We start from the raw sequence: 24,527 nt of genomic DNA on the forward strand, positions 1-24,527 counted from the left end.
GTGTCAGCGCGTTCATCGGCACCACCATCGAGTGGTTCGACTTCTACATCTACGGATCGGCCGCCGCGCTGGTGCTCGGCAAGGTCTACTTCGCCGACGCCTCGCCCGCCGTCGGCACCCTCGCCGCCTTCGCCACCTTCTGGATCGGCTTCCTCGCCCGCCCGATCGGCGGCCTGATCTTCGGGCACTTCGGTGACCGCCACGGCCGTAGGAAGGCCCTCGTCGTCACCCTGACCATGATGGGCGGCGCCACCTTCTGCGTCGGGCTGCTCCCCGGATACGCGCAACTCGGCGCCGCCGCCCCGATCCTGCTGGTGCTGCTGCGGCTGATCCAGGGCATAGCCATGGGCGGCGAGTGGGGTGGCGCCGTCCTCATCGCCACCGAATTCGCCCCGCCCAAACGGAAGTTGCTCTACGGCGCCTTCGCCCAGCAGGGTTCCCCCGTCGGCAACCTCCTCGCCACGCTCGCCTTCCTTGCCATCGCCCAACTCCCCGACGCCGCCTTCGAGTCCTGGGGCTGGCGCGTCCCCTTCCTCGCCTCCGCCGTTCTCGTCGTCATCGGCCTGGTCATCCGGCTGCGGCTCACCGAGACCCCCGAGATGACCGCCGTCCTGGAACGGAGACAGACCTCGAAGCTCCCGGTCAAGGACGTGCTCACCACGTACCCGCTGCTCGTCGTGCTCGGTGTGCTCGCCGGCACGGCCGGAGTCGCGATCACCTACGTCAAGACGACGTTCGCGCTGTCCTGGGCGACCGCCGACCTCGGCTTCGACAAGTCCTCCTTCCTCACCGTCATCTCGCTCGCCCTGGTCGTCCAGGTGCTGGTGCAGCCCTTCGGCGCGGTCATCGCCGAGCGCTGGCCGGTGCGCAAGGCCGTGCTGTGGATGTTGCTGCCCGAATTCGTGCTGCTGCCGCTGATGTTCCTGCTCGTCGGCACCGGCAACTTCTGGCTCGCCGTCCTCGGCATGGGCCTCGCCACCTTCCCGCACGCCATGTACTACGCGGCGCTGGCCGGCATCCTTGCCCGCGTCTACCCGGTCGAGGTCCGCTACACGGGCATGTCCCTCTCGTACCAGGTCTGCACGGCCCTGTTCGCCGGGACCGCACCGATCGTCTCCCAGTACCTGCTCACCGCCGCCGACTCCATCTGGCCCGTCGTCGCCCTCGGCCTCGGATACGTCGTGATCACACTCGTGGGTGTGCTGCCGCTGCTCGCCCGCACCGGCCGGACGGCCCCGGCTCTCTCCCCGGAACCCACGGCAACTCCCGCCTGAGCAGGCCCATCCCCTCCAGGAGAAACACCCCCGATGAACTACGCAGAACAGGACCCGGCCCTGCGCCCGCTGCTGGACCGGGTCCTGGCCCCCGACGACCGCACACGCGTCGAACCACTGCTCGTCGAGCTCGGTGCGCTCGCGGCCGGCGAGATCGACCGGCAGGCCGGGCTCGCCGACGCCAACCCGCCGCGCCTGCGCCCGTACGACCCCGACGGCGAGCGCGTCGACGCCATCGACGTCCACCCGGCGCACGACCGGCTCGCCGAGATCGCTTACGAACGCTTCGGTCTCGCCGCCATGTCCCACCGCCCCGGCGTCCACGGCTGGCCCACGAAGACCCCGCACACCGTCAAGTACGCGCTGTCGTACCTGTACGTCCAGGCCGAGTTCGGCATGGCCTGCCCGCTGTCGATGACCGACTCGGCCGCCCGCGTGCTGCGGCTGTACGACCCCGAGCGGTACGCCGCCGAGATCGCCGCGCTCATCTCCACCGACCCCGGACACCGCGCCACCGGTGCGATGTTCATGACCGAACGGCAGGGCGGCACGGATGTCGGCCGGACGGCGACCGTCGCCACCGACCAGGGCACGCACTGGACACTGAACGGCCGCAAGTGGTTCGCGTCCAACCCGGGCGCCGACGTGATCCTCACCCTGGCGCGTGTGCCGGGACAGGGCGAGGGCACCCGGGGGCTCGGCATGTTCCTGGTGCCGCGCCTGCGCCCGGACGGCTCCCGCAACGCCATCCGCATCGACCGGCTGAAGGACAAGCTCGGTTCGCGGTCCATCCCGAGCGGCGAGGTCACCCTGGAGAACGCGTACGCGACTCCCGTCGGTGAACTCACCCGGGGCTTCGCGCAGATGGCCGAGATGCTCAACGTCTCCCGGCTGTCCAACGCGATGCGGGCCACCGCGCTCATGCGGCGCGCCGTAGGCGAAGCCGTGCGGCACACCCGCCGGCGCGAGGTGTTCGGCAAGCCGCTGTTCGAGCAGCCGCTGATGCGCGCCACCCTGCTGCCCCTGCTGCTCGACGCCGAGGCCGCGCTGGGCCTCGTCCTGGAAGCCGCCGCCCGCCTCGACGCCGCCGACGCGGGTGACGGCTCGGCCCGCGAACTGGTACGGATCCTCACCCCGCTCGCCAAGCACACCCTCTGCAAGCGCGCCCGCTCCCTCACCGGCGAGACGATGGAGATCCGGGGCGGCGACGGCTACATCGAGGACTGGGTGGACCCCAGGCTGCTGCGCGACGCCCACCTCGGCTCGATCTGGGAAGGCTCCTCGAACGTCATCGCGCTCGACGTCCTGCGCTGCCTGCGACGGACCGACGCCCACCACACCCTCGCCGACACCTACGGCTCCCGGCTCGGCGACCTGTGGCACGCCCTGCGCACCAAGGGCGACGCGCTGCTCGAACTCCCCGAGGACGAACAGGAGATGCGTGTCGCACGGTACGCGGACCAGCTGAGCCGCGCCGTCATGGCGACGCTCCTCCTGGAACAGGGGGAGTACGAGTGGCGGGCCACCGGCAACGCCCGCAAGCTGCTCGTCGCCCACGCCTACCGAGCGCTCCTCGACGATCCGGGCGCACTGCCCCGACCCGCCCTGGACCGCCTCGCCGAGCTGGCCGACGGTGGACTCGTACCGCTCGCCGACGCCAAGGAGGCCGCCGATGCCTGAGTCCAAGCCCGAGCCCAAGCCCGAGCCCCTGTCCGGGATGCGGGTCGTCGATCTGTCGAAGATCCTCGCCGGACCGTACGCCACGATGTCCCTCGCCGACCTCGGCGCCGACGTCATCAAGGTCGAACACCCCGACGGCGGTGACCCGACGCGCGGTTGGGGCCCGCCGTTCCAGGGCCCCGACGCCACCTACTACCTGGCCGCCAATCGCAACAAGCGCTCCGTCACCCTCGACCTCAAGTCCCCCGAGGGCCAGGAGGCCGCGCACCGGCTGATCGCCACCGCGGACGTCGTCGTCGAGAACTTCCGCCCCGGCAGCTCGCTGGCCCGCGCCTTCGACCACCGCCGACTGAGCGAGCGCTACCCGCGCCTGGTCGTCCTGCACATCTCCGCCTTCGGCGAGAACGGCCCGCTGCGCGACGAACCCGGCTACGACATGGTGGCGCAGGCCTCCGCCGGCCTGATGTCCCTGACCGGCGAGCCCGACGGACCGCCCGTGCGTGCCGGGTACGCCATGGGTGATCTCGGCGCCGCGCTCTTCGGGATCATCGGCGTCACCTCGGCGCTGGTGGAGCGCGAGCGGACCGGACGCGGGCAGTACGTCACTACCTCGCTGTACGAGTCACTGCTCGCCCTGCACGTCAACTGGGCCACCGGATACTTCGCCACCGGCGAGCGGCCCGCCCGCCTCGGCTCCGGACACCCGAGCCTCGTGCCGTACCAGGCGTATCCGGCCTCCGACGGGCACTTCGTGATCGCGGTCGGCAACGACGCCCAGTTCCGCAAGCTGTCCGAGGTCCTCGGCCGTCCCGAATGGGCCGACGACCCGCGCTTCGCCACCAACCGCGACCGCGTCGACAACCGCCGCGCCCTCAACACGGAGCTCAACTCGGTCCTGACCGGCGCGACCGTGGCCCACTGGTGCGGACTGCTGAAGGACGCGGGCGTACCCGTCACCCCCATCCGCACCCTCGACGAGGTCTACGACAGCCCGCAGACCGAGGCGCTCGGCATGGTGCAGGAGGCGGATCATCCCGTCGTCGGCCCGCTCCAGCAGGTCGCGTTCCCGGTGAACTTCCGCGGCCGGCGCCCGCCCGTACGCACCGCGCCGCCCACGCTGGGCCAGCACAGCCACGACGTACTGGCCGAACTCGGCTACGACGAGGCCGAGATCGCCCGTCTGCTCCGCCGCACCACGCACCACGTCCAGGAGGACTGACCATGCCGTTCCCCCCGCTCGACCCCGCCGACCCGCTCAGTCTGGAAGCCCTCCTGGGCGACGAGGAACGGGACGTACGCGACACCGTCCGCCAGTACTGCGCCGACCGGATCCAGCCGCACATCGCCGACTGGTTCGAGCGCGGCGAGCTGCCCGACCTGCGGGAACTGGCCCGGGAATTCGGCAAGTTGGGCTTGCTCGGCATGCATCTGGAGGGGTACGGCTGCGCGGGCACGTCCGCTCTCGCGTACGGCATTGCCTGCCGTGAGCTTGAGGCCTGTGACTCGGGACTGCGGTCGTTCGTCTCCGTGCAGGGCTCCCTCGCGATGTTCGCCATCCACCGGTTCGGGAGCGAGGAACAGAAGCGGGAGTGGCTGCCTCGGATGGCGGCGGGCGAGGCGATCGGCTGCTTCGGTCTGACCGAGCCCGACCACGGCTCGGATCCGTCGTCGCTGCGGACCCGGGCCCGCCGCGACGGCGCCGACTGGATCCTCGACGGCCGCAAGATGTGGATCACCAACGGTTCGATGGCCGATGTCGCGGTGGTCTGGGCACGCACCGACGACGGCATCCGCGGCTTCGTCGTCCCCACCGCGACACCCGGCTTCTCGGCGCCCGAGATCAAGCACAAGATGTCGCTGCGGGCGAGCGTCACGAGCGAACTGGTCCTGGACGGCGTGCGGTTGCCCGCGAGCGCGTCGCTGCCCGAGGCACGGGGTGTGTCCGCGCCGCTGACCTGCCTGAACGAGGCGCGCTACGGGATCGTGTGGGGCGTCACCGGCGCGGCGCGCTCGGCCTGGCAGGCGGCCGCGCGGTACGCGGCCCAGCGCGAGCAGTTCGGCAGGCCGCTCGCCGCCTTCCAACTCACCCAGCAGAAGCTCGTCGACATGGCCCTGGAACTGCACAAGGCCACGCTCACGGCGCTGCACCTGGCGCGCCTCAAGGACGGTCCCGGAGTCCAGCCGGCGCAGATCAGCTTCGGCAAGCTCAACAACGTCCGCGAGGCCATCGAGATCTGCCGCACCGCCCGTACGATCCTCGGCGCCAACGGCATCTCGCTGGAGTACCCGGTGATGCGGCACATGAACAACCTGGAGTCCGTCCTCACCTACGAAGGCACCACCGAAATGCACACTCTTGCCCTCGGCCAGGCACTGACCGGGCACGCGGCCTTCCGCTGACCCCCCGGCCCACTGGCGACACCCCGCCCGGTCTCCGGCCGACTACAGGTCGATGACGACTTCGGCGCTCGGTTCGCTGCAGCAGACGAGGACGGTGCCCTCCTCGGGGAGTTCGAGCGGTGGCGTGGTGTAGGTGACGTCACCGGCCAGCAGGTGAGTGATGCAGGTGTGGCAGACGCCCGTACGGCACGACCAGCGGGTGGGGATGTCGCAGGCCTCGGCGAGATCGAGGAGCGAGGCGTGGTCCGGCGACCACGGGGTGGTGATGCCGCTGCGGGCGAAGGTGACGAGGGGGCCGGCGCCCGGTGGACCGGGTGGCTGGTGCGGCCGCACCGTCGCGGTGGGCGTGACGCCGGGGTTGATGGCGGGCAGGGCGCTGAACTGTTCCGTGTGGATCCGCTCGGTGCTCAGGCCGTGGTCGCGCAGATAGCCGGCCAGGTCGTCCATGAAGGTGGTCGGGCCGCAGAGGTAGGCGTCGGCTTCCGTCGGGATGCCCAGGGCCGCGAGTGAGCGGGCGGTCGGCCGCCCCTGGGTGATGTGGGTCCCGTCCTCGTGTGCGGCTTCGGCGCTGTAGTAGATGTGCTCGTGCGCGTGGGGGAGTTGGGCCAGCAGCGCGTGTGTCTCGTCCGCGAAGGCGTGGTGGGCGCGGTCGTGGGCGGTGTGGATCCACCAGACGGGGCGTGGGTCCCGGGTGGCGGCGAGTCGGTGGAGCATCGCCAGGACGGGAGTGGCACCGATCCCCGCCGAGATGAGGACGATCGGGCGGGTGCCCTCTTCGAGGACGAACATCCCGCGGGGGCTGGCGATGTCCACGAGGTCCCCGGGGCGGAGTGCGGCATGAATGTAGCCGCTGACCGTCCCGTGCGGTTCGTGCTTCACGCTGATGCGGTAGCCGGCGGCTGTGGGCGCGGCGGACAGGGAGTAACTGCGCACCGTGGGGGCGGCGTTACCGATGGCGAGGCGGACGGAGAGGTACTGGCCCGGGCGGGCCTCGGGAAGAGCTGTTCCGTCGGTGGTGTCGAGGTAGATCGACGACACGGTGGGGGTCTCGGGGACGACGCGGGTGACGCGCATGGTCCTGAATCCCGGCCATCCCGGTTGTTTCCTGGGCTGTTGGGCGCTGCTGAGTTCGCTCGGCCAACCCGGCTCCTGCGTGGGCTGCTGGGCGGCCGCGAGTTCACGGAAGGACTGCTGCCAGCCGGGGCTGAGGGCGGGGATGTTCAGCGCTCTGCGGAGCCGCGCGGGGTCGCGGTCGGGGAGGTAGAGCAGCGCGTCGGTGTCGGCCACGCTGAGTTCTTCGGGGCCCTTGCGGGTCAGGGAGATCTCGTCGCCGGCCCGGACGTGTCCTTCGGTCAGGACGCGCAGGTAGAAGCCGGGGCGGTGGTGGGCGACCAGCAGCGAGGCCATCGTGGGCTCGCCCAGGCGCATGCCGACGCGATAACAGGTGACGCGGGGCTGGGTGACCTCGAATTCGGCTTCGCCGATGCGGTACCGGTCGCCGATGCACACTTCGTCGTCGGGCAGGCCGTCGACGGTGAAGTTCTCCCCGAACATCCCGAAGGTCAGGTCGTCGCGACCGAGGTGCTTCTGCCAGTACTGGTAGGACTGCACCTGGTACACCAGCACGGCACGAATGTCGCCGCCGTGCCCCGCCACGTCTCCCTGGCCGTCCCCGTCGATGTTCAGCCGCCGCACCATGCGGGGACCGTGCACGGGGGACTTCCAGGCTCCGGTGTGGACGGTTCGTCCCTGCCAGGGGACGTTCTTGGGCATGCCTACGTTGACGGACAGCAGCGTCGCCATCGCGGACCTCCTGCGAGGTGTCCGGCCGGGGCAGCTCATGGCGCTGTGATCCACGCCCTTGGGCCGATAGTAGTTCTTGCGCCGGTGCCGCCGCGATTCCGGTGATCATGCCGCCCCGGCCCCGTCGAGGGTGCGCCGGTGGTGGCGCCCGGCCTTCATCCGGTTGCCGCGGACGGCCATGGAGCACCAGCGGGCGGTGTTGGTCCTGCTGCGGTCGAGGAGGAAACGCCGGCACTCCGCGTCGGCGCAGGGCCGCAGTCCTCCAGCAGCGCGTCCTGCTGCTCTCGGGTGCCCTCCATCTTCCAATCTTCTAACCGTCAAAAGTTTCTTGACAGGTTAGTCTACGTGTGTTCGACTTAATGCGTAACCACTAAAACTCCGCAGAGAGGTTAGGGCTATGGCCTCCGCAGTCCACCACCGCACCGCCACCATCAACGGGCTTGAGGTCTTCTACCGGGAGGCCGGCGACCCTCAGGCGCCCGTCGTGGTGCTTCTCCACGGCTTCCCGACCAGCTCGCACATGTTCCGCCACCTGATCCCGGCGCTCGCGGACCGCTACCACGTCATCGCGCCCGACCACATCGGCTTCGGCCAGTCCGCGCTGCCCGCCCTGGGGGACTTCCCGTACACCTTCGACGCCCTCGCCGAGGTCACCTCCGGCCTGCTCAAGCACCTGGGCGTCGACCGGTTCGCGATGTACGTGCAGGACTACGGCGCCCCCATCGGCTGGCGACTCGCCCTCCAGGCCCCGGACCGCATCACCGCGATCATCACCCAGAACGGCAACGGCTACGAGGAGGGCCTCGTCGAGCCCTTCTGGGAGGCGGTCCTCGCCTACGCCAAGGCCCCGGGACCGGACACCGAGGCGCCCATGCGGGACGCCCTGACCCTTGAGTCCACCCGCTGGCAGTACCTGAACGGCGTTGCCGACCCGAGCCTGGTCAGCCCCGACACCTGGCTCCACGACCAGGCACTGCTGGACCGGCCCGGCAACGACGAGATCCAGCTCAGGATCTTCCGCGACTACCCCACCAACATCGACCTCTACCCGCAGGTCCACCAGTACTTCCGTGACTCGCAGGTGCCGCTGCTGGCGGTCTGGGGCGCCAACGACGAGATCTTCGGCCCCGACGGCGCCACGGCGTTCCGCAAGGACCTGCCCGATGCCGAGGTCCACCTGCTCGACTCCGGGCACTTCGCCCTGGAGAGCCACCTCGACAGCATCACCGAGCACATCCGCGACTTCCTCGGCCGCGTCCTCGCCTGACGTCCGGCGTCGACAACGGCCGCGGCGGCCGCGGAGCACACCCCCGTCCGCCGCGGTCGGCGGCAAGACCCGTCATCCGTACCCGGAAGGAATCCGTCATGGGACTGTCCTGGCAGCAAGGCCCCCTCTCCGCGGGCGCCCTCGGACACTTCCTCACCCCCGAACCCCTGCCCGAGCGACTCCTGTTCGCCGAGCGGCTGCGCCGCCGCATGCGCGTCAGGTTCAACGACACCTGGATCGCCGACAGCGAGGACGTCGTCCTGCTGCACGAGCCGGGCCGCTACCCGGTCGCCTACTTCCCCCGCGCGGACGTCGACGAGAAGGCCCTGGTCGCGAGCGACAAGGTCACCCACCACAAGGATCTCGGGGACACCGCCTGGTACGCGGTACGTGCCGCCGACCGCACCACGGAACGCGCCGCCTGGGAGTTCACCGCACTGCCCGGACACGCCGCCGACCTCCAGGGCCGGATCGCGTTCGCCTGGCGCGCGATGGACGCCTTCTACGAGGAGGACGAACGCATCCTCGGCCACGCCGCGGACCCCTACCACCGCATCGACATCCGGAACACCGCCCGCACCCTGGAAGTCCGACTCGGCGACACCGTGATCGCCCGTTCCGAACACCCCGTCGTGCTCTACGAATCCGGCTTCGCCCCGCGCTGGTACGTCCCGCGCGCCGACATCGACGAGAGCAGACTGCGCCCGGTCGAGGGCCAGACCTTCTGCCCCTACAAGGGCCTGTGCGACTACTACGACATCGGCGACGCGCCCCGCGCGGCCTGGTCCTACCGCGACGCCTACCGCGAGGTCGAGCGGATCGACGACCTGGTGTCGTTCGAAGCGGACCAGGTGGAGGTCTGCCTCGACGGCGAACGTCTGCACCTGGAGCCCGGGCAGAAGGTCGTCGCCCACGGCATCGACCGAGGTCTCGACGCCGAGGAGGTCACGGCCCGCTGACCTCCTCGGGCGTCGATCCTCTTGCCGGCGGGGTCAGATGAGGGGCAGCCCCCAACGGGGCGGGTCGCCGATCGGCTCCACCGGCCCGATCGTCAGGTCGGGCCGGTCGCCTCTGGCCGTGATCAGCGCCGTCTCGTGTCTGCCCAGGGTGATGCGGATCGTGCCGTCACCGGCGTCGGCGTACGGCAGGGCACGCCCGCGCCCGTCGCGTACGTCGACCGGACCCGCGATCCCGTGCCGTACGGCGCAGGGCGCGCCCGCCTCGCTGACCAGCCGTACCCAGCGCGTGGTGCCGCCCCGGCGGACCGCGCTCAGCAAGAAGGCGCCCTGAGTACGGAAGTGATGCACGGTCAGATCCGCCCAGGCCGCCGGCAGCGCCGGGAACACCCTGATGATCCCGCCCCACGACTGACACACCATGTCGTGCAGCGACTGGGCCGCCGACAGGGGCGTCTCGATGACCGGGCCGGACTCCTTGTACATCGTGTTGGGCTGAATGAAGCGGGTCATCAGCTGGCCGAGGTACTTCAGCGCGTCCTCACCCTTGCCGAGCAGCGCCGACATCGAGGCGGCGCCCGTGAAGGTGTAGCCCTGCAGGGCCCCCTCGAAGCCCACCCAGTGGGCCAGCGACGTCTCGATCAGGGCGCGTTCCCCGGGGGTGCGGCCGGTCACCTCGTACAGCGGGTAGACCGCGAGCAGGTGCGAGTAGTGGCGATGGGACTTCGCGAAGGGAACATCCGCGCCGATCATGAAGCCGTTCACGTCCGTCGGGTACGGCACCCGCTTCGTCAGCACGTCGCGCCAGCGGGGCGCCAACGGGTCGTCGATGCCGAGCAGTTCGGCGGATTCGCGGAGCGTGCGGCAGCCCCAGGTCAGCAGCGTCAGGTCGTAGTTGCAGTCGCGCGAGTTGCCGCCGTACTCCGGCGAGAAGGTGGCGGGCAGGTGCAGCTTGCCGTCCGGGCCGGGCTCCAGGAAGTGCAGGTAGTAGGTGATCGCCTTGCGCAGCAGGGGGAAGAGGACGTCCCGCAGGATCGACTCGTCCAGGGTGTGGCGGTAGCTGAGCCAGACGTTGTGCAGTGCCCAGGTCAGATTGCCGATCTCAGGGGTCGGCGGATCCTGGCCGGGGATGCCGACGCCGTAGCCGGTGAGGGTGCCGGCCGCGCCGTTGACCAGGTGGGGGTCGGTGGTGCGGGGGATGCCGAGCGAGTCGGCGCGGTAGGTCGGCGCCACCTCCTTGGCGAGATTGTCCCGGAATTCGCTCAACGCCCGGGTGATCGCGTCGAGTTCGAGGTGGTTGGAGCCGTGGATGAGCCAGTACTCCAACTGCGCGTTGAGGTTCCACCAGGTGTTGGGCCACGGGGTCGGCTCCAGCCAGGGGCCGCTCGTCGGCATGACGGGGGCGTCGCGGCGGGCGGCGGAGGCGGCCTTGTACAGCTGGATCCAGTAGAAGCGCTGGATACGGGCGTCCGGAAGGGACAGGAAGCTCTTGCGGTAGTAGGCGTGCCACCAGGCGCGATGGTCCACCGTCAGGGCGGTGTAGGGGAGCCGGTCCACGGCGCGGACGGCCTTCAGCGCCCGGTCCAGGGCGGTGGTCCGTGGATACGAGTGCGCGACGTGCACGTACAGCGTCCGCGTCCGGCCCCTGGTCCGCTCCCGCCACGCGGTGACGTGCTGTCCGCCCGCCAGCAGTGGCTGTACGGCGGCGGTCACGCCGTCGTGCTCGGCGACCTCGGCGGGCGGGTTGCCCCGGTAGCCGTCCGGCAGCGGCTTGAAGGCGGCCCGCGGACTGATCGCGTCCGCCGGGTGGAACACCCAGCGGAAGCCGCGCTCGCCCTCGCTCGGCGTCACCTCCACGGCGAGGACCGAGCGATTGTCGTGGACCAGGGCGCGCAGGGTCAGCGTGCCTTGGTCGGTGGTGAGCGTGCCGGTCAGCTCGGCGTCGTGCAGCGCCAGCCGCCAGTCGAGGCCGGTGATCTCGCCCACCGGCTCCAGGGTGAAGTACCCGATGGGCAGCCGGGCCAGGCCGAAGAGGGAGCCGAACTCGGGGCGGTGGTCCTGCACTTCGGAGTGCTGGACATTGAACCGTATCGCCTTCGTCGCGGCGCCCGGCTCGGCGTAGATCCCGGAACCGAGCAGGCCGTTGCCGAGGAACGGGCCCTCGTACCAGGTCGCGGGCATCCGCTGCCAGACCAGGTCGGCGTCGTCGAGGACGGTGCGCCAGGGGTCGGAGGCGTCCGCGGCGGGCGTGTCAGGGTCCGCCGCCGTCGCCTGACCGGGAAGCCCGGCGGCCAACAGGGCGCCGCCCAGGGCGGATCCGGTGGCGAGAACAGTTCGTCTGGACGGGCTGGGCACGGCGGAGCTGGGCACGTTGCCTCCAGGCGGCTCGGTCACTCATCGGAGCTATCCCGCGATGCACCGTAGGTTCAGCTCTTGTGCGTCAACGGGGTGGGATAGCTCCGATGTCTCGGCGCGCCAGTTGCTAACCGGAGCAGCGTTCCGTATCGTGATTAGCGGAACGCTGCTCCGCTTGTGTCAGCGTACTGCGCCGCAGTCGGCGTCTGCCAACGCACGAGGAGAACCATGAAGTACCGCACGCTGGGCCGAACCGGTATCAAGGTCAGCCCGTACTGCCTGGGCGCGATGATGTTCGGCGCCATCGGCAACCCCGACCACGACGACTCGATCCGCATCATCCACAAGGCGCTGGACGCGGGTGTCAACTTCGTCGACACCGCCGACGCCTACTCGCGCGGCGAGTCCGAGGAGATCGTCGGCAAGGCCCTCAAGGGCCGCAGGGACAACGTCGTTCTGGCCACCAAGGCCCATCTCCCGATGGGGGACGACCCCAACCAGCAGGGGAACTCGCGGCGTTGGCTGGTCCGCGCGCTGGAGGACTCGCTGCGCCGCCTCGGCACCGACCACGTCGATCTGTTCCAGATCCACCGGCCCGCACCGGACACCGACGTGGAGGAGACCCTCTCGGCCCTCACCGACCTGGTGCGCGCGGGAAAGGTGCGAGCCGTCGGCACCTCCTCCTTCCCCGCCTCGGACATCGTCGAGGCGCAGTGGGTCGCCGAGCGGCGCGGGCTGGTTCGGTTCCGCACCGAGCAGCCGACGTACTCGATCCTCAACCGCGGTATCGAGCGCGAGGTCCTGCCGGTCTGTGAGCGCTACGGCATGGGCGTCATGGTCTACAGCCCGCTCGCGGGAGGCCTGCTCACCGGGCGCTATCGCAAGGGCCGCCAGGCCGACAGCCACCGCGCCGGCTTCGGCTTCAAGCACCTGAGCGACGAGCGTCGGCTGGATGCCGTCGAGCGGCTGATCCCCCTTGCCGAGGAGGCCGGGATGTCGCTGACGCACCTGGCGACGGCCTTCGCGATCGCCCACCCCGGCGTCACCTCCGCGATCATCGGACCGCGCACCATGGACCACCTCGACGACCTGCTCGCGGGCGCCAAGACCTCCCTGACCGACGACATCCTCGACCGGATCGACGCCATCGTGCCTCCCGGCACCGACGTCGGAACGCTCGACATGGCCTACAACCCACCGGCCATCCAGCACACCGCGCTGCGCCGCCGCCAGTCCGACGAGCGCTCCGCCGTCTGACCCGGCCCCGGGAACCGCGCTCGCGTCAGCCGCGGAAGGCCGCGATCCCGCGAGCCGCCCGTGCGCCCAGCCGGGTCCCGGCGAGGTAGGCCTCACCGACTCGGAACATGTCCATGAGGCGCTCGCCTCCCGCACCGATGGCGAGGAACTCCTCGTCCGGTTCGACGATCGCGATGCGCGCACCCTGGTCGCGCAGGTCGCGCAACACCGCGTTGGTGGTTCGCTGCTGGGCCGACGTCGCCGGGTGGATCGGGCCGGGACCCTCGGCGGTGAGCGGGAAGCAGGACACCGCGATGACCGTCTCGTGGCCGCGTGCGAGATCGGCGTGGAGCGGATCCCGCAGGCCGCCGTCGATACAGCGACGTCCATCGATGCCGATCACCGGAAACACGAAGGGGACGGAGCGCTGGCAGCGACCGCGCGGGCCAGGGGTACGGACGGCCTAGGTCTGGCTAGCAGTCACTGCCAACATGCCGGTGAATGCCAGCCTGTCATTCGGGTACCGTGGGCGCATGACGCGGGACGCACAGCAGGAACAGCGGGACATCAAGGAGCGCACCGGAGTCGGGTCGGTGTGGGAGCGGTCACGGATGCTGGCCAAGCAGGAGATCCTGGAAACGGCCTTCCGTCTGTTCACCGGCCAGGGATTCGAAGAGACGACGATCGCCCAGATCGCGCGCGAGGCGGGCGTCTCCCAGCGCACCCTGTTCCGCTACTTCGGCACGAAGGAGGACCTCGTGCTCGGCGACCACGCCGAGTACGGCAGGCTCCTGCAGGCCGCCCTGGAATCCCGCCCCGCCGATGAGCGCCCGTGGACGGCGCTGCGGGCGGCCTTCGCGTCACTGGCCGAGTCCCTCCCGTACTCCCCGGAGGACATCCTCAAGATCACGAGCCTGCTCGACACCTCACCGTCGCTCCGGGCCCGCCAGTTGGAACGGCGGCAGCAGTGGACGGACCTGCTCGTTCCGGACATCACCCGCCGTCTCGACGCGCCCTCCGACCCGATGACCCAGGTACGGGCCCAGGCGCTCGTCACCTGTGCCCTGGCCTGCTCCGAAATCGCGGTCGACGCCTGGGGCCGCAGCAACGGCACCGTCGACCTGGAACGGGCCTACGACGCGGCGGTCGCCGCGGTGCGCGCCGAATAGGTGGAATGTCGCCGTCGTACACGCATTGGCCGTGGTCTGTTCCGTGGGTGTCTCAGGGGCGTAACCGGGTGAGAGGGCCACGGACGCGGCCCCGTACCTCGTCGCGAAGGCTCCGGGGGGCCGGAGCGTACGACGCGAGGAGAGCCCGATGTTCAACAAGCACTTCGGAATGATCGCCGCCACGGCCGCTGCCGGTGTCCTGTTCCTGACCGGCTGCAACGGCGACGGCACGGACGCAGGCGCCGCCGGCACGCGCGGCTCGGCCGTCGCCGGGCAGGCCGCCGGAGCCCAGGACCTGAACTTCCTGAGCGGCACCGCGCGGCACAACAAGGCCCGGCCCAGGACCGGGGACTGGGCAGGCGGCCCCGGCAAGCCCGCCACGCGACCGGCCGCGAAGAAGTGGGTCCAGCTCAGCGCGGCCAGGGCGGGGAACCTGAACCCCGTCGTGGTCAACGGCGCGGGCTTCACGCTCTACCGCTTCGACAAGGACAGCGCGAACCCGTCGAAGTCCCACTGCAACGGCGACTGCGCCACCACCTGGCCGCCCGTCGTGGTCGCTCCCGGCGGCAAGATCTTCATCGACGGAGTCGACAGGTCGGACGTCGGCGTCGTCAAGCGGGACGACGGCAACCTGCAGGTGACGATCGGCGGTTGGCCGGTCTACCGCTTCAGCAAGGACCTCGAGCCCGGTGACACGAACGGGCAGGGCGTCGGTGGCACCTGGTTCGGCGTGACCCCCGACGGCCACAAGGCGGGCGGCGGGCAGAACGGCGGACAGGCCGGCGGTGACAACGGAAACGGCGGAACGGGGCAGTCCGCCACCAGCGTCACCCTCTCCGACGAGACGAACTTCGGCGACCCGTCCGAGGGCCTCGCCGGCTCCGGCTGCCAGAACGTCGCCAGCGACGACAGCGCCTCGTCCCTCCAGGCCTCCGGCTCCCTGAAGATCTGGTCCGAGAAGGACTGCAAGGGCACGTCCAAGGTCGTGAGCGGCAATGTCGCCGACCTGTCCACCATCGGCTTCGACAACACGATCTCGTCGGTCTTCCTCGGCTGATCGCACGGTGACCGCAGGCCGCGACCCCTGGCGGGGGCCGCGGCCTCGCGCGTCGTCCGCTGCTCCAACGGATCGTCAACCTCCGTACGAGGCGAAGATCTTCCCGAACTCGTAGGGCGACTGCGGGATGTTGGTGCACCGGTACAGCGCGCCCGTGCAGGCGTTGCGGTCGCGCGTCGACTCCCAGAAGGCCAGTTCGCCGAGGTGCTTGTCCTTGGCGAAGGCGACCAACTGGCGGGCGTCGGCCTGGTCGTAGAGGTGGCCGTCGTCGTTCTGCCCGAGCATGGGCGTCACACCGACCATCGCCCACACCTGGGCGTCCGACCTGCCCGGATAGAGCGACTTCAGCTGGGTGAAGGCGCTCTGCGCGGCCTGGACCGCGGCGTCGCCGTAGTCGACGGCGCGGTAGTAGTCCATGGCCATGACGTTCACGACGTCGAGGTCGACCCCGGCGTCGCGGGCCGACTTGACCACGTTGAGACCGTCCGCGGTCAGGCCCTCGGGGAGCACCGGGAGGGTGAGCGAGATCCTCAGTCCCGGATGGGCCTGCTGCAGCCGGGCCAGCGCCTGGGAACGGCGGGTCACGGAGGCCGGGTCCGCGGTGGCCGAGCCCTCGATGTCGAAGTCCACGTACGTGAGGCCGTAGGCGTTCACGACCGCGTTGTACTCGGTGTAGAGCGAGTCCACCGAGCCGCAGGCCTGGGCCAGTTCGATGCCGGACGCGCCGCCGAAGGAGACCTTGACGTCCCCGCCGCCGGCCCGGATCGCGTCGATCTGGTCCTTGGCCCAGGCGTCACGCGGGTCATAGGCGTTGAACCACATCGCCTTGCAGCCCGAGGCGGTGATGAACGCCATGGTGTAGCTGCTGACCCCGCTCGCGGAGGCCATCTCGGGCATGCTCGGAGTGGGCCAGGCGCCCATGTCGACATACGGCGCGGTGTGCACGCCGCCGCCCGGCTGGGTGCCGCCGGAGGTGGTGGTGCCGCTGACCGCCGGGCTGTAGGCGGAGGCGTTGCCCGCCGCGTCCTTGGCCCGGACCCGGAAGGAGTAACTCGTGCTCGCCTGCAGCCCGGTGGCGGTGTACGAGGTTCCCGTGACGGTGACGGGCGTGCCGCCGTCGCGCGAGACCTCGTAGCCCGCGACCGTTCCCGAGTCATCGGTGGCGGCGGTCCACCGCACGGTCAACGACGAGCTGGTCGCCGAACCGACGGTCACTCCCGTCGGCACGCTGGGCGGTGTGGTGTCACCGCCGCCCGAACCGCCCGTGCAGGAGCCGCCGTTGAGCTTGCAGTTCGCGGGGGTGCCCGTACCGCTGGACACCCAGCCGAAGGTGGCGGAGGCACCGGGCGCCAAAGTGCCGTTGTACTCACGGTTCTTGAAGGTGTAGTGGCTGCCGCTCTGGGTGAGCAGGGCGTCCCAGTACGAACCGACCGTGGTGCCGGCGGGCAGGTCGAACTCGACCGACCAGCCGGACAGCGTGGTGCTGCCGCCGTTGGTGACGGTGTACGCACCCTGGTAACCGGTGTCCCAGGTCGACGACTTGGCGAAGGTGGCGGTCGGTGAGCCCGCAGCGGTGGCGGGCGGGGCCAGAACGAGGAGCAGCGCTCCGAGGAGCAGAGCGACGAGTGCCGTTGGTCTTCGCATTGCTGCCTCCAGTGGGGGTTGGCCGCCTGAGCGGCGCGCGAGGCCGCGCGGATTGGTCCATACCAAAGCTCTGTCATGTGCATACAGAGTGGCGGGCCGTCCGTCAAGCAGTGGCCAGACCTGGAACCGGCTCGGACGTCAGTCGCTCCAGCCGCTTGATCTTCTTCCGTACGACGTGGAGCGGGACGACTCCGAACACCCCGAAGGACATGTCGATGACGCTCCACCAGAAGGGAATTCCGCGGATCGGTCCGCAGATCAGCGCGAGCGGGATGATTCCGGCGCAGGCGATCATCGCGAACTCGACGACCCAGATGTTGCGTACGGGGTCGCGGTAGGGGCCGTAGAACGCGACGGCGATGACGAGGTGGGCGAAGGCGAGCCAGTCGGTGCCGTAGAGCACGAAGGGGTAGTCGGCGTCGGCGGTGTCCAGTCCTTGCCGTACGTGTGTGATCCAGTCCGTCAGGGCCGGCAGGTGCTTCGGCACGGACAGGGCTCGCAGCAGGTCCTCCGTCCAGCGCAGTTCGTGCACCAGCGGGAAGGCGGTGGCGCCGCTCAGTGCGAGGCATACGACGAAGAAGGCCAGCCAGGTGCGGATGCCCTTGAGCAGGGCGGCTCTGTCGCTCATGGGGAGATCGTACGCCTTGAATTGAACGCGTTCAAAACTGCCTGGATTCCATTCCACCCGTACCGTTCGCGACCTTCCGGTGTACGGGAGTTGACGTGCAGGCGTGGCGTGGGCGGCGAAAGGGACGGGAGGCGGCTGACCGGCGTTTTTCCCCTTCGCCGGTGATTACGTTGGGGCCGTGCGGACACAGGAGCAGGCAGGGGACGGCAGGGCCGAGGGTTCTCGCGGGGCATCTCGCGTCGCGGGGCCGCCCGCCCCAAGTGCGGCTCCCCACGCCCTGCTCGGCTTCCAGCAGGCCGCGGGGAACGCGGCGACCACGCGGGCGTTACGGAGCGGGCAGGAGGGGGTCGCCGGCCCCCGCGCCCGACAGCGGCCCTCGGCTCGGCAGCGGCCGGCCGCCCCGCCGCCCGGTGTCGACGAGCGCTCCGAGCGCGGACTCGTCCTGCCGCCCTATCTCCTGGACCTGGAGACGGGCGGCCTGTCCACGGCGTACGGGCTGACCGGGCACGAGTTCGTCCGGAACGCGGTGGCCGCGGTCGTCGGACACGGCGACGGCACGGTCGCCGACATCGCCGCCGAACTGGCCGGGCGGCCGGAGACCTTCTTCGGGCAGGGCCGCGCCTTCGCCGTCCAGGGCCGAGACGGCAAGGAGTGGTACGACGTCACGGTCACCGTCTCCCCGGCGCCCGACGACCGGCCGCCGGTGTTCCACCCCAAGGCCGCCCTGAACGATGCGGTGCCGGACCCGAACGGCGCCCCCGCGGCCGAGTTGGACGAGGCCGAGGGCAAGGAGACCAAGGTCGACGTCCAGCACAACACCGCGGCCACCGTGAGCGGCACGGCCGGCGGGTCGTCGAGCAAGGGCGTGGGCGGGCTGGCCTTCGGGCTCGCACCCGTGGTGCCGGGACTGTGGCTCGGCGGGGCGGCCATGGGCAACGTGCAGCCCTGGCAGTCCTCGCGGGAGTCCCGTGCGCAGCGGAACGTGGCCGAACCGCGCGTGCTGCGCAGCGACAAAGGCTCCGTCGAGGTGCCGCGCAAGGTGCGCTACGGCGTACGGGTCAGCAAGCACGGCACCGACGGCGAGCAGACCTTCCGCGGCTCGGGCACGCTCACCCAACGGGTGCCCACCGAGCATCTGATCCCGGCCGGTACCGAACTGCCGCGCGCGCCGCGGCCGGTGCGCGCGGAGACCGCCCGGCGCGTCTCGCTCGCCGACTCCATGGCCCCGGTCGGCGTGGCCGACACCGCCGCACCGCACCAGGGCGGCGGCGGACTCTTCGACGCGGTCTCCTCCGTCCTGCACCCCTCGCTCACCGCACCCGGCGCGCCCGGCCGGGCCCGGCTGTACCAGGCGACGTCCACCACGACCGTCCTGGAGGATCTGCCCCGACTGCTGCGCGACGGCGTCGTCGGCGAGGACCTGCAGTCCAAGGACGGCAGAACGGTGGGCAGTTACCGCATGCACGCCGCCATCACCGGCCTCTCACCCGCCTGGAGCACCGGGAAGACCCAGCTGCGCACCCACCAGCAGACCCAGCACACGGTCACCGAGACCGCGGGCAAGGGACGCGCCGTCGCGGCCGGCCTCGGTCCGGCGATCGGTGTCGGGGCGTCCGGCAGCGCCGCCGTCGTACGGGGCACCGCCATGCCGGTCGCGGCCGCCCGCAAGGCCCGGTTCACCGTGACCGAGCAGACCGTGTCCAGCCGGCAGGGCGCCGAGGTCCGCGGCGACAAGGTGCTCTACCTCGGCACCGTGCGCTTCACCGTGGAGGGCACCGGCCCCCGCTCGCCCGAGATGATCCTGAATCCGGGCTCCCGCGTCGCCGGGCACTCCATGAACGTGTGGATCAGCCTGCGCGCCGACGAGGCACGGGAGTTCGGGCTGCCGCTGCCGCCCGGGGTGACGGCGGGCGAGTTCATCAAGAAACCGAAGCGGCAGACGGAGGCCGCGGACGGCACCCGCACCGAGGAGGACGTCGAACGCCATCTGCCCTTCGGCGGGATGGGTTCGAGCGTCACGCTCAGCCAACTCGACACCGGGCCCATGGTGAAGGCCGTCCAGGAGCTGTTCGCCACCGATCCGCGACTGGCCGGCTATCTGCCCGGCTTCGGCACCACCCCGCCCTCGGCGCACACCAGCAGGGAGGAGGACGAGGTCCAGCGGCGCAACTACCGCGAGCTGATGGCCGCCCTGTCGGAGACCAACCTCCGCGTCAACAAGGACCAGTTGCTGTCCACCGGCATCCGGGTGCGGCTGCGTCGCAAGACCACCCTGCACGCCCACGACGTCCTGATCAGGGTCAAGGGCGGGCTCCGCGAGACCGGATACCTCGGCGACACCGACGACTGGCTGGTGCGCAGCCACGCCGGTGTCACCAGCAACCTGCAGAGCGGGCGCAGCAGTTCACGCTCCGTCGGCGGTCTGGTCCTGGCACAGGCCCGGCTGGTGCCCGGCGTGCTGACCGGCGCGGCCCGCTACGAGCGCAACAGCACCGGCTCGCACCGCAACCAGGCCGGCCCCACCACCCGTACGGACATCCTCACCAACGGGTCGGAGAAGGCCAGCGCCTTCGGGGCCGCCCTGCGCCTGGACGTGGACGTCACCATGACGTCCCGGCAGCGCAAGCTCGCCCGGAGCCTCACTCCGGGCTCACCCGGCCAGGACGCGCCGGAGTCCCGGCTGATGGCGGGGCTGAACCTGGGTGAGCAGGACGTACGGCTGGTCACATCGCCGGAGTTCACGCTCGACGCGGACGAGAAGCGGCGGCTCGACGCCGCCGCCCCGCAGGCACCCGTCCCCGGGCGGGCCGTCAACGCCGTGGGCATCGGGGACCTGGTCGGCCTGGCCCCGCAGCCCGCCACCGGGACGGCGCTGCCCGACTGGCAGCTGGTGGAGACCATCGGCGACGGTCAGCCGGTACGTGACCTCGCCTTCCGGCTCCTGTCCCGGGCGGCGGCCCGCAACAAGGGCGTACGCGAGGACTCGGCGCTGCAGACCGAGGGGCTCGCCCCGCGGCTGGCGATCGAGGAGCGGTTCAGCCCGCAGGCGATCACCGCGTCGCTGCGGCAGGCCGCGTCCGCGGGCTGGGTGGTGAAGAACCTGCGCTATCCGCGGCGCCTGGCCGCGCTGAACGGCGCGGTCGGCACCCGCCTCGCGCTGGCCAACCCGAGGGTGGTGCACGAGGGCGCGGGCCCGGGTACCGAGACCTTCGTGCTGGGCGGCCACCAGGCGGGCGGCCAGCAGGGGCACGGCACCAACAGCACAGTGCAGTTCGGGACCACCGTGTCGGAGAACGGCGCCGAATGGCGCACGGGCCAGGGCCTGTCCACGAGCCGGACCAAGAGCCGGGGCGCCGCCGAGTCCTTCACCGTGTCCGGCACGGTGGAGCGCAACGCCCACACCCCGAAGAAGGCTCCGCTGTACCTGGTCCAGTGCGACCTGCTGGTCAGCATGGTGGCCGAGGTCAAGGTCACGGGCGGCGGCCCGTACGTGGCGACGGGGGCGTTGACGCTGCCCGCGACGGCGGGGGTGTGGCTGACGGCGCAGCAGTTGCGGTCGGCCGGGATCGATCTGCCGGCGTCGGCACGCAGGGCGCTGAAGCTGGACGAGAACGCGGCCGGAGCCGGGGCCGGGGCCCGGCAGGCGGGTGCCCAGGAGGCGGGCAGTCAGCCCGAGAGCTCGCGGACGGCCGCCGAACGGGCCGCCCGCCAGGGCCGGGCCGCCGCGACGGCCGGCGAGACCGCGGGAGGCACGGCATCCACCGCCGCGCCCACCCGTCCCAGGCCCACCCTCGCCCGAGCCCTCCCGCTCGGCTTCGGCATGATCGAGAACCTGCCGGACTTCACGTCCCTCCTGGACCAGCTCCGCCGGAACCTCACCACCAGCGGCCGCAAGGACCTCGCCGACGACCTGCTGCCCAGGCAGCAGCTCCGGGACCGCAACGACAACGTGCAGCGGCTGCTGCGCGTCCTGGACCGGGACGGCAGCTCCGGTCTGCTGTCGAGCGCCATGGACGGCGGGGTCACCGTCGAACTGTTCGACGGGCGCAAGACGCCGTACTGGGCGGTGTTCAAGGTCAGCCGCGCGGCCGAGGGCGTCTTCGACGGCGAGGCGGACGACGGCCGGGACATGGAGTACATCACCTCGGCGGTCGCCCAGCAGGCCACCTCGCGGGACGAGGGCGTGACGACCGGCATGGAGGGCATCCTCGCCGGGTCAGGCAAACCCGACGGCGGAGCCGGGCAGTTGAAGAGCACGGGCGCGGCGGCGGGGCTCGGTGGCGCTTCGGGCGACTCGCGGCGCCAGGGTGCCGTCGCGCGAGGTCAGCTCGGCATGAAGACGGTCGCGGAGGCCAAGACCGCGAAGTCGGTGAAGATGAACGTACCGATCACGGCGAGCCTCGAACTCCACAGGGGAGACCGCCGGTTGGGCCTGGCCTCCACGGGCCGTACGTCATTCACCCACCGCATCCTGGAGAACGACCTCAAGGCCCTCCGCCGCGTCGGTGCTCCCCGCAGGAACGCGGCCCGGGCCGCGCTCGGCCCGCAGGACGCCGCACCGGCGGGGCTCGGCACCTGGCGGGCGGGCGGTGTGCGGCTGCCGATGGAGGCGCAGGTCAATGGCTTCCAAGGGGCGCCGCAGATAAGGGAGTTGGTCACCTCCGCCGTGGGGTCGGCCGGCGGTGGCGACCGGTTCAAGGACAAGGGGCAGGCCGCCGCGTACACCCTGAACGAGGCCGTCTCCACCGAGTGGCTGATCGCCGCGCTGCCGCTGCTGACCTCCGCCGGAGTGGATCTGCCGCCGGTGCACTCGAGCGGCGTCGAGGGGCAGGACCTGCGCGCGTCCCTGCACGCACGGCTGCGCGCCGGGCGGGTGCTGGGCGTCGGCGACAAGATGACCTTCGAGACCGTGGGCCAGAGTCACCTGGAGGCGCCCCGCCCCACCCAGACGGACGGCCAGAGCTCCGCCGAGCACGGCAGGTCGGCACGGGGTCTGTTCGGCGCCGGTGTGCTGAACGCCGACGAGTTCCGGCTCAACCAGCTGATGGGCAACGCGGGCGGCTCGGGCGGCACGACCGACGCCGCGGTGAACGCGGCCGGCTCGATGCCACTGCACAAGCCCAAGTTCGAGTCGGTCCTCGTCCAGTTCACGCTGGACGTGCGCGTGGTGGCCCAGGTGACCAACCGCGTGCGCTCCGGCCGTACTTCCACGGCCGTACGAGAACTCACGCTGCCGACGCCCGTGGTGATCCGCATGCCCGCCCCCGTGGTCCGTCGCATGCTGGCGGCCCAGGGAGACCAACTCCGCGACCCCGCCGACCGCTTGGGCCTCCAGGCGACGGCGACCCCGCCGCCGAACGGGTAGGGCGCCCGGACCCGCGCCGTGGGCGGTGTGCCCGAGCGCGGGCGCCGGCGTCACTCCTGCTGGGTTTCGTAGGCGGCCCTGCTGGCCTGGATCTCCGCGATGTGTTCGATGGCCCAGCCCGCGAGCGCCAGGGCGGGCGGGATGAGGCTCCTGCCCATGGGGGTGAGGGCGTACTCGACGCGCGGCGGAACCTCCGCGTACGCGGTTCGGGAGACCAGCCCGTCCCGTTCGAGGTTGCGCAGGGTCAGGGTGAGCATGCGCTGCGAGATGCCGGGGACGTGCCTGTGCAGCTCGGTGAAGCGCATGCTGCCCTCTTCGAGCGTGGACACGATCAGCAGCGTCCACTTGTCGCAGATCCGGTCCAGGATCGCGCGGATCGCCCGGCCGCCGTCGCCCCGGATCATGCAGGTGTGCTCGTACTGCGGCGCCTGCGCCATGACAGCTCCTTGTGCGTAGCGCACATCGATGTGCCTTTTGTATGCCTTCCGATAGTGACTCATGATGAGGCAACTTACGGTTCGTAACTGAAGCGAGGTCCTCATGCATGTTGCGTACTGGACCGTTGCCGGACTGCTGGCGCTGTTCTACGCCTATGCGGGAGGCAAGAAGATCCTGCAGACCCAGGAGCAACTGCGGCCCATGATGGGCTGGGTCGACACCGTGCCCATGCCGCTCGTCAAGGCGATAGGCACCCTGGAGGTTCTCGGCGCGCTCGGCCTCCTCCTGCCGCCCCTGACCGGCACCGCGGTCCCCCTCGCCCTCGCGGCGGCGGTCGGCCTGGTCCTGATCCAGATCGGCGGCATGACGCTGCACCTGTCCCGAGGCGAAGTACGCGAGATCGGGCTCAACATCACCCTGCTGATACTCGCGGCGGTGGCCGCGTGGCTGGCAACCACCTGGCTCTGACTCCGGTTACACCGCCGCGCCGCGGTGGGTGGGTCGACCGTCGAGGACCGTGAGCAGGACCGGCAGTTCGGGCAGGTCCGTGGCCGTCGTGGTGAGCGGACTGTCGGCGAAGACGGTGAGGTCGGCGCGGTGCCCCACGGCGATCCGGCCCGCGTGGTCCTCCTCACCCGCCGCGTAGGCGGCGTTGACCGTCATGGCCTGCAGCGCCTCGCGCGCGGTGAGGGCCTGGTCGGGGCCGTGCGGGGGCTGGGTCACGTCTCGGGTGGGGCGGCGGTGGCGGGCGCCGACATCGTCCTGCGCCGCAACCGCTACGACGGCCTCGCGCTCATGAACGAGAGCCCCTCGGGCCCGTTCTGGTACACCGGAGGCGTCAACCGGGCCGGTGCCGCCGGGGTCACCGCCGGGGCGCTGTGCGTGAACACCGTCTACACCGGTCCCGTCGCGGCAGCCCTGGACGGGATCGACCTCTCCCTGCCGGCCGGAATGATCGTCGCGGCTACCGTGTACGGCATCACAATGCGCCATTCCGACACGGTGCGCAGGGCGCGGGCGTCGGCATGAGCCCCCACGGTGCCGTCCCTACGGAGGCGCGGTGAGCGCGACGCGCAACTCCTCGTCCAGACCGTAGTGATCGCGCCGTCCGCCGCCGAACTCGCCGTCCGGACCGATCACGTTGTGGGATCATGGCCGCGCAGTGCGCTCCTCGGGTGCTTCCCGAGCCCCCGTGTCGGGTCCTTCGGCGGGTTCGTTGACCTGCGTGGACGCCCTGTTCCGACCACGCGTGGGA

The 24,527-nt window shown here is 71.0% G+C and carries 19 protein-coding genes and 1 pseudogene; 12 read left to right on the top strand and 8 right to left on the bottom strand.

What is annotated here, in order from left to right; all coding sequences use genetic code 11:
• From IPZ69_RS35185 to IPZ69_RS35200, 4 genes are all read left to right on the top strand, one after another.
• The coding region (locus tag IPZ69_RS35185) for an MFS transporter (protein WP_235458754.1) at positions 1 to 1,274 on the top strand (1,274 nt) is incomplete at its 5' end.
• 33 nt (positions 1,275 to 1,307) lie between these two features.
• Entirely contained in the window at positions 1,308 to 2,954 is a 1,647-nt protein-coding gene (locus IPZ69_RS35190; protein WP_235458755.1) for an acyl-CoA dehydrogenase family protein, read from the top strand.
• Positions 2,947 to 4,173, top strand: a complete 1,227-nt coding sequence (locus tag IPZ69_RS35195) for a CaiB/BaiF CoA transferase family protein (RefSeq protein WP_235458756.1) — start codon at positions 2,947 to 2,949, stop codon at positions 4,171 to 4,173. The genes IPZ69_RS35190 and IPZ69_RS35195 overlap by 8 nt, the downstream gene beginning before the upstream one ends.
• Before the next feature lie 2 nt (positions 4,174 to 4,175).
• Positions 4,176 to 5,354, top strand: coding sequence for an acyl-CoA dehydrogenase family protein (locus IPZ69_RS35200; RefSeq protein ID WP_235458757.1), 1,179 nt, complete (start codon positions 4,176 to 4,178; stop codon positions 5,352 to 5,354).
• Between the two features lie 42 nt (positions 5,355 to 5,396).
• Here the strand turns inward: IPZ69_RS35200 and IPZ69_RS35205 are convergent, their stop codons facing one another.
• Both IPZ69_RS35205 and IPZ69_RS35210 read right to left on the bottom strand, forming a co-directional pair.
• Positions 5,397 to 7,157, bottom strand: coding sequence for an MOSC and FAD-binding oxidoreductase domain-containing protein (locus IPZ69_RS35205; protein ID WP_235458758.1), 1,761 nt, complete (start codon positions 7,155 to 7,157; stop codon positions 5,397 to 5,399).
• 105 nt (positions 7,158 to 7,262) lie between these two features.
• Positions 7,263 to 7,478 (bottom strand): CGNR zinc finger domain-containing protein, encoded by a 216-nt coding sequence (locus IPZ69_RS35210; protein WP_374294938.1) that lies wholly within the window; start codon positions 7,476 to 7,478, stop codon positions 7,263 to 7,265.
• A 76-nt stretch (positions 7,479 to 7,554) separates the two neighbouring features.
• Here IPZ69_RS35210 and IPZ69_RS35215 point away from each other — a divergent pair, with 76 nt between their 5' ends.
• Both IPZ69_RS35215 and IPZ69_RS35220 read left to right on the top strand, forming a co-directional pair.
• The gene (locus IPZ69_RS35215) at positions 7,555 to 8,424 is read left to right on the top strand and encodes an alpha/beta fold hydrolase (RefSeq protein WP_235458759.1); all 870 of its coding nucleotides are present in this window, start codon (positions 7,555 to 7,557) and stop codon (positions 8,422 to 8,424) included.
• A 98-nt stretch (positions 8,425 to 8,522) separates the two neighbouring features.
• On the top strand, positions 8,523 to 9,383 hold the full coding sequence (locus IPZ69_RS35220) for a DUF427 domain-containing protein (protein WP_235458760.1): 861 nt from the start codon (positions 8,523 to 8,525) through the stop codon (positions 9,381 to 9,383).
• A gap of 33 nt (positions 9,384 to 9,416) precedes the next feature.
• On the opposite strand, the gene IPZ69_RS35225 is transcribed toward IPZ69_RS35220, so the two are convergent.
• A complete protein-coding gene (locus IPZ69_RS35225) occupies positions 9,417 to 11,561 on the bottom strand; it encodes a glycosyl hydrolase family 95 catalytic domain-containing protein (protein ID WP_268835450.1) in 2,145 nt (714 codons plus the stop codon).
• Positions 11,562 to 11,963: 402 nt separating this feature from the next.
• Here IPZ69_RS35225 and IPZ69_RS35230 point away from each other — a divergent pair, with 402 nt between their 5' ends.
• On the top strand, positions 11,964 to 12,992 hold the full coding sequence (locus IPZ69_RS35230) for an aldo/keto reductase (protein WP_235458762.1): 1,029 nt from the start codon (positions 11,964 to 11,966) through the stop codon (positions 12,990 to 12,992).
• 25 nt (positions 12,993 to 13,017) lie between these two features.
• Here IPZ69_RS35230 and IPZ69_RS35235 read toward each other — a convergent pair whose 3' ends face one another.
• Complete coding sequence (locus IPZ69_RS35235) at positions 13,018 to 13,374, bottom strand: hypothetical protein (protein ID WP_235458763.1); 357 nt, start codon at positions 13,372 to 13,374, stop codon at positions 13,018 to 13,020.
• A gap of 130 nt (positions 13,375 to 13,504) precedes the next feature.
• On the opposite strand from IPZ69_RS35235, the gene IPZ69_RS35240 reads away from it, so the two are divergent.
• Together IPZ69_RS35240 and IPZ69_RS35245 are read left to right on the top strand one after the other, a co-directional pair.
• Positions 13,505 to 14,140 (top strand): TetR/AcrR family transcriptional regulator, encoded by a 636-nt coding sequence (locus tag IPZ69_RS35240; protein WP_235458764.1) that lies wholly within the window; start codon positions 13,505 to 13,507, stop codon positions 14,138 to 14,140.
• A 148-nt stretch (positions 14,141 to 14,288) separates the two neighbouring features.
• On the top strand, positions 14,289 to 15,197 hold the full coding sequence (locus IPZ69_RS35245; protein WP_235458765.1) for a hypothetical protein: 909 nt from the start codon (positions 14,289 to 14,291) through the stop codon (positions 15,195 to 15,197).
• A 75-nt stretch (positions 15,198 to 15,272) separates the two neighbouring features.
• On the opposite strand, the gene IPZ69_RS35250 is transcribed toward IPZ69_RS35245, so the two are convergent.
• A complete protein-coding gene (locus tag IPZ69_RS35250; RefSeq protein ID WP_235458766.1) occupies positions 15,273 to 16,841 on the bottom strand; it encodes a cellulose binding domain-containing protein in 1,569 nt (522 codons plus the stop codon).
• Between the two features lie 103 nt (positions 16,842 to 16,944).
• The gene (locus tag IPZ69_RS35255; RefSeq protein WP_235458767.1) at positions 16,945 to 17,469 is read right to left on the bottom strand and encodes a hypothetical protein; all 525 of its coding nucleotides are present in this window, start codon (positions 17,467 to 17,469) and stop codon (positions 16,945 to 16,947) included.
• Positions 17,470 to 17,647: 178 nt separating this feature from the next.
• On the opposite strand from IPZ69_RS35255, the gene IPZ69_RS35260 reads away from it, so the two are divergent.
• Entirely contained in the window at positions 17,648 to 22,834 is a 5,187-nt protein-coding gene (locus tag IPZ69_RS35260; protein ID WP_235458768.1) for a hypothetical protein, read from the top strand.
• Between the two features lie 50 nt (positions 22,835 to 22,884).
• Here the strand turns inward: IPZ69_RS35260 and IPZ69_RS35265 are convergent, their stop codons facing one another.
• Positions 22,885 to 23,271 (bottom strand): winged helix-turn-helix transcriptional regulator, encoded by a 387-nt coding sequence (locus IPZ69_RS35265; RefSeq protein ID WP_235458769.1) that lies wholly within the window; start codon positions 23,269 to 23,271, stop codon positions 22,885 to 22,887.
• 103 nt (positions 23,272 to 23,374) lie between these two features.
• On the opposite strand from IPZ69_RS35265, the gene IPZ69_RS35270 reads away from it, so the two are divergent.
• On the top strand, positions 23,375 to 23,740 hold the full coding sequence (locus IPZ69_RS35270; protein ID WP_235458770.1) for a DoxX family protein: 366 nt from the start codon (positions 23,375 to 23,377) through the stop codon (positions 23,738 to 23,740).
• A 6-nt stretch (positions 23,741 to 23,746) separates the two neighbouring features.
• Here IPZ69_RS35270 and IPZ69_RS35275 read toward each other — a convergent pair.
• A pseudogene (locus tag IPZ69_RS35275) lies at positions 23,747 to 24,025 on the bottom strand (amidohydrolase family protein); the annotation flags it as partial.
• On the opposite strand from IPZ69_RS35275, the gene IPZ69_RS35280 reads away from it, so the two are divergent.
• The gene (locus IPZ69_RS35280) at positions 24,014 to 24,301 is read left to right on the top strand and encodes a hypothetical protein (protein WP_308407575.1); all 288 of its coding nucleotides are present in this window, start codon (positions 24,014 to 24,016) and stop codon (positions 24,299 to 24,301) included. The pseudogene IPZ69_RS35275 and the gene IPZ69_RS35280 overlap by 12 nt on opposite strands.
• Positions 24,302 to 24,527: the final 226 nt, after the last annotated feature.

The organism is Streptomyces olivochromogenes (assembly GCF_021538895.1).
Classification (GTDB): Bacteria; Actinomycetota; Actinomycetes; order Streptomycetales; family Streptomycetaceae; genus Streptomyces; species Streptomyces olivochromogenes_A.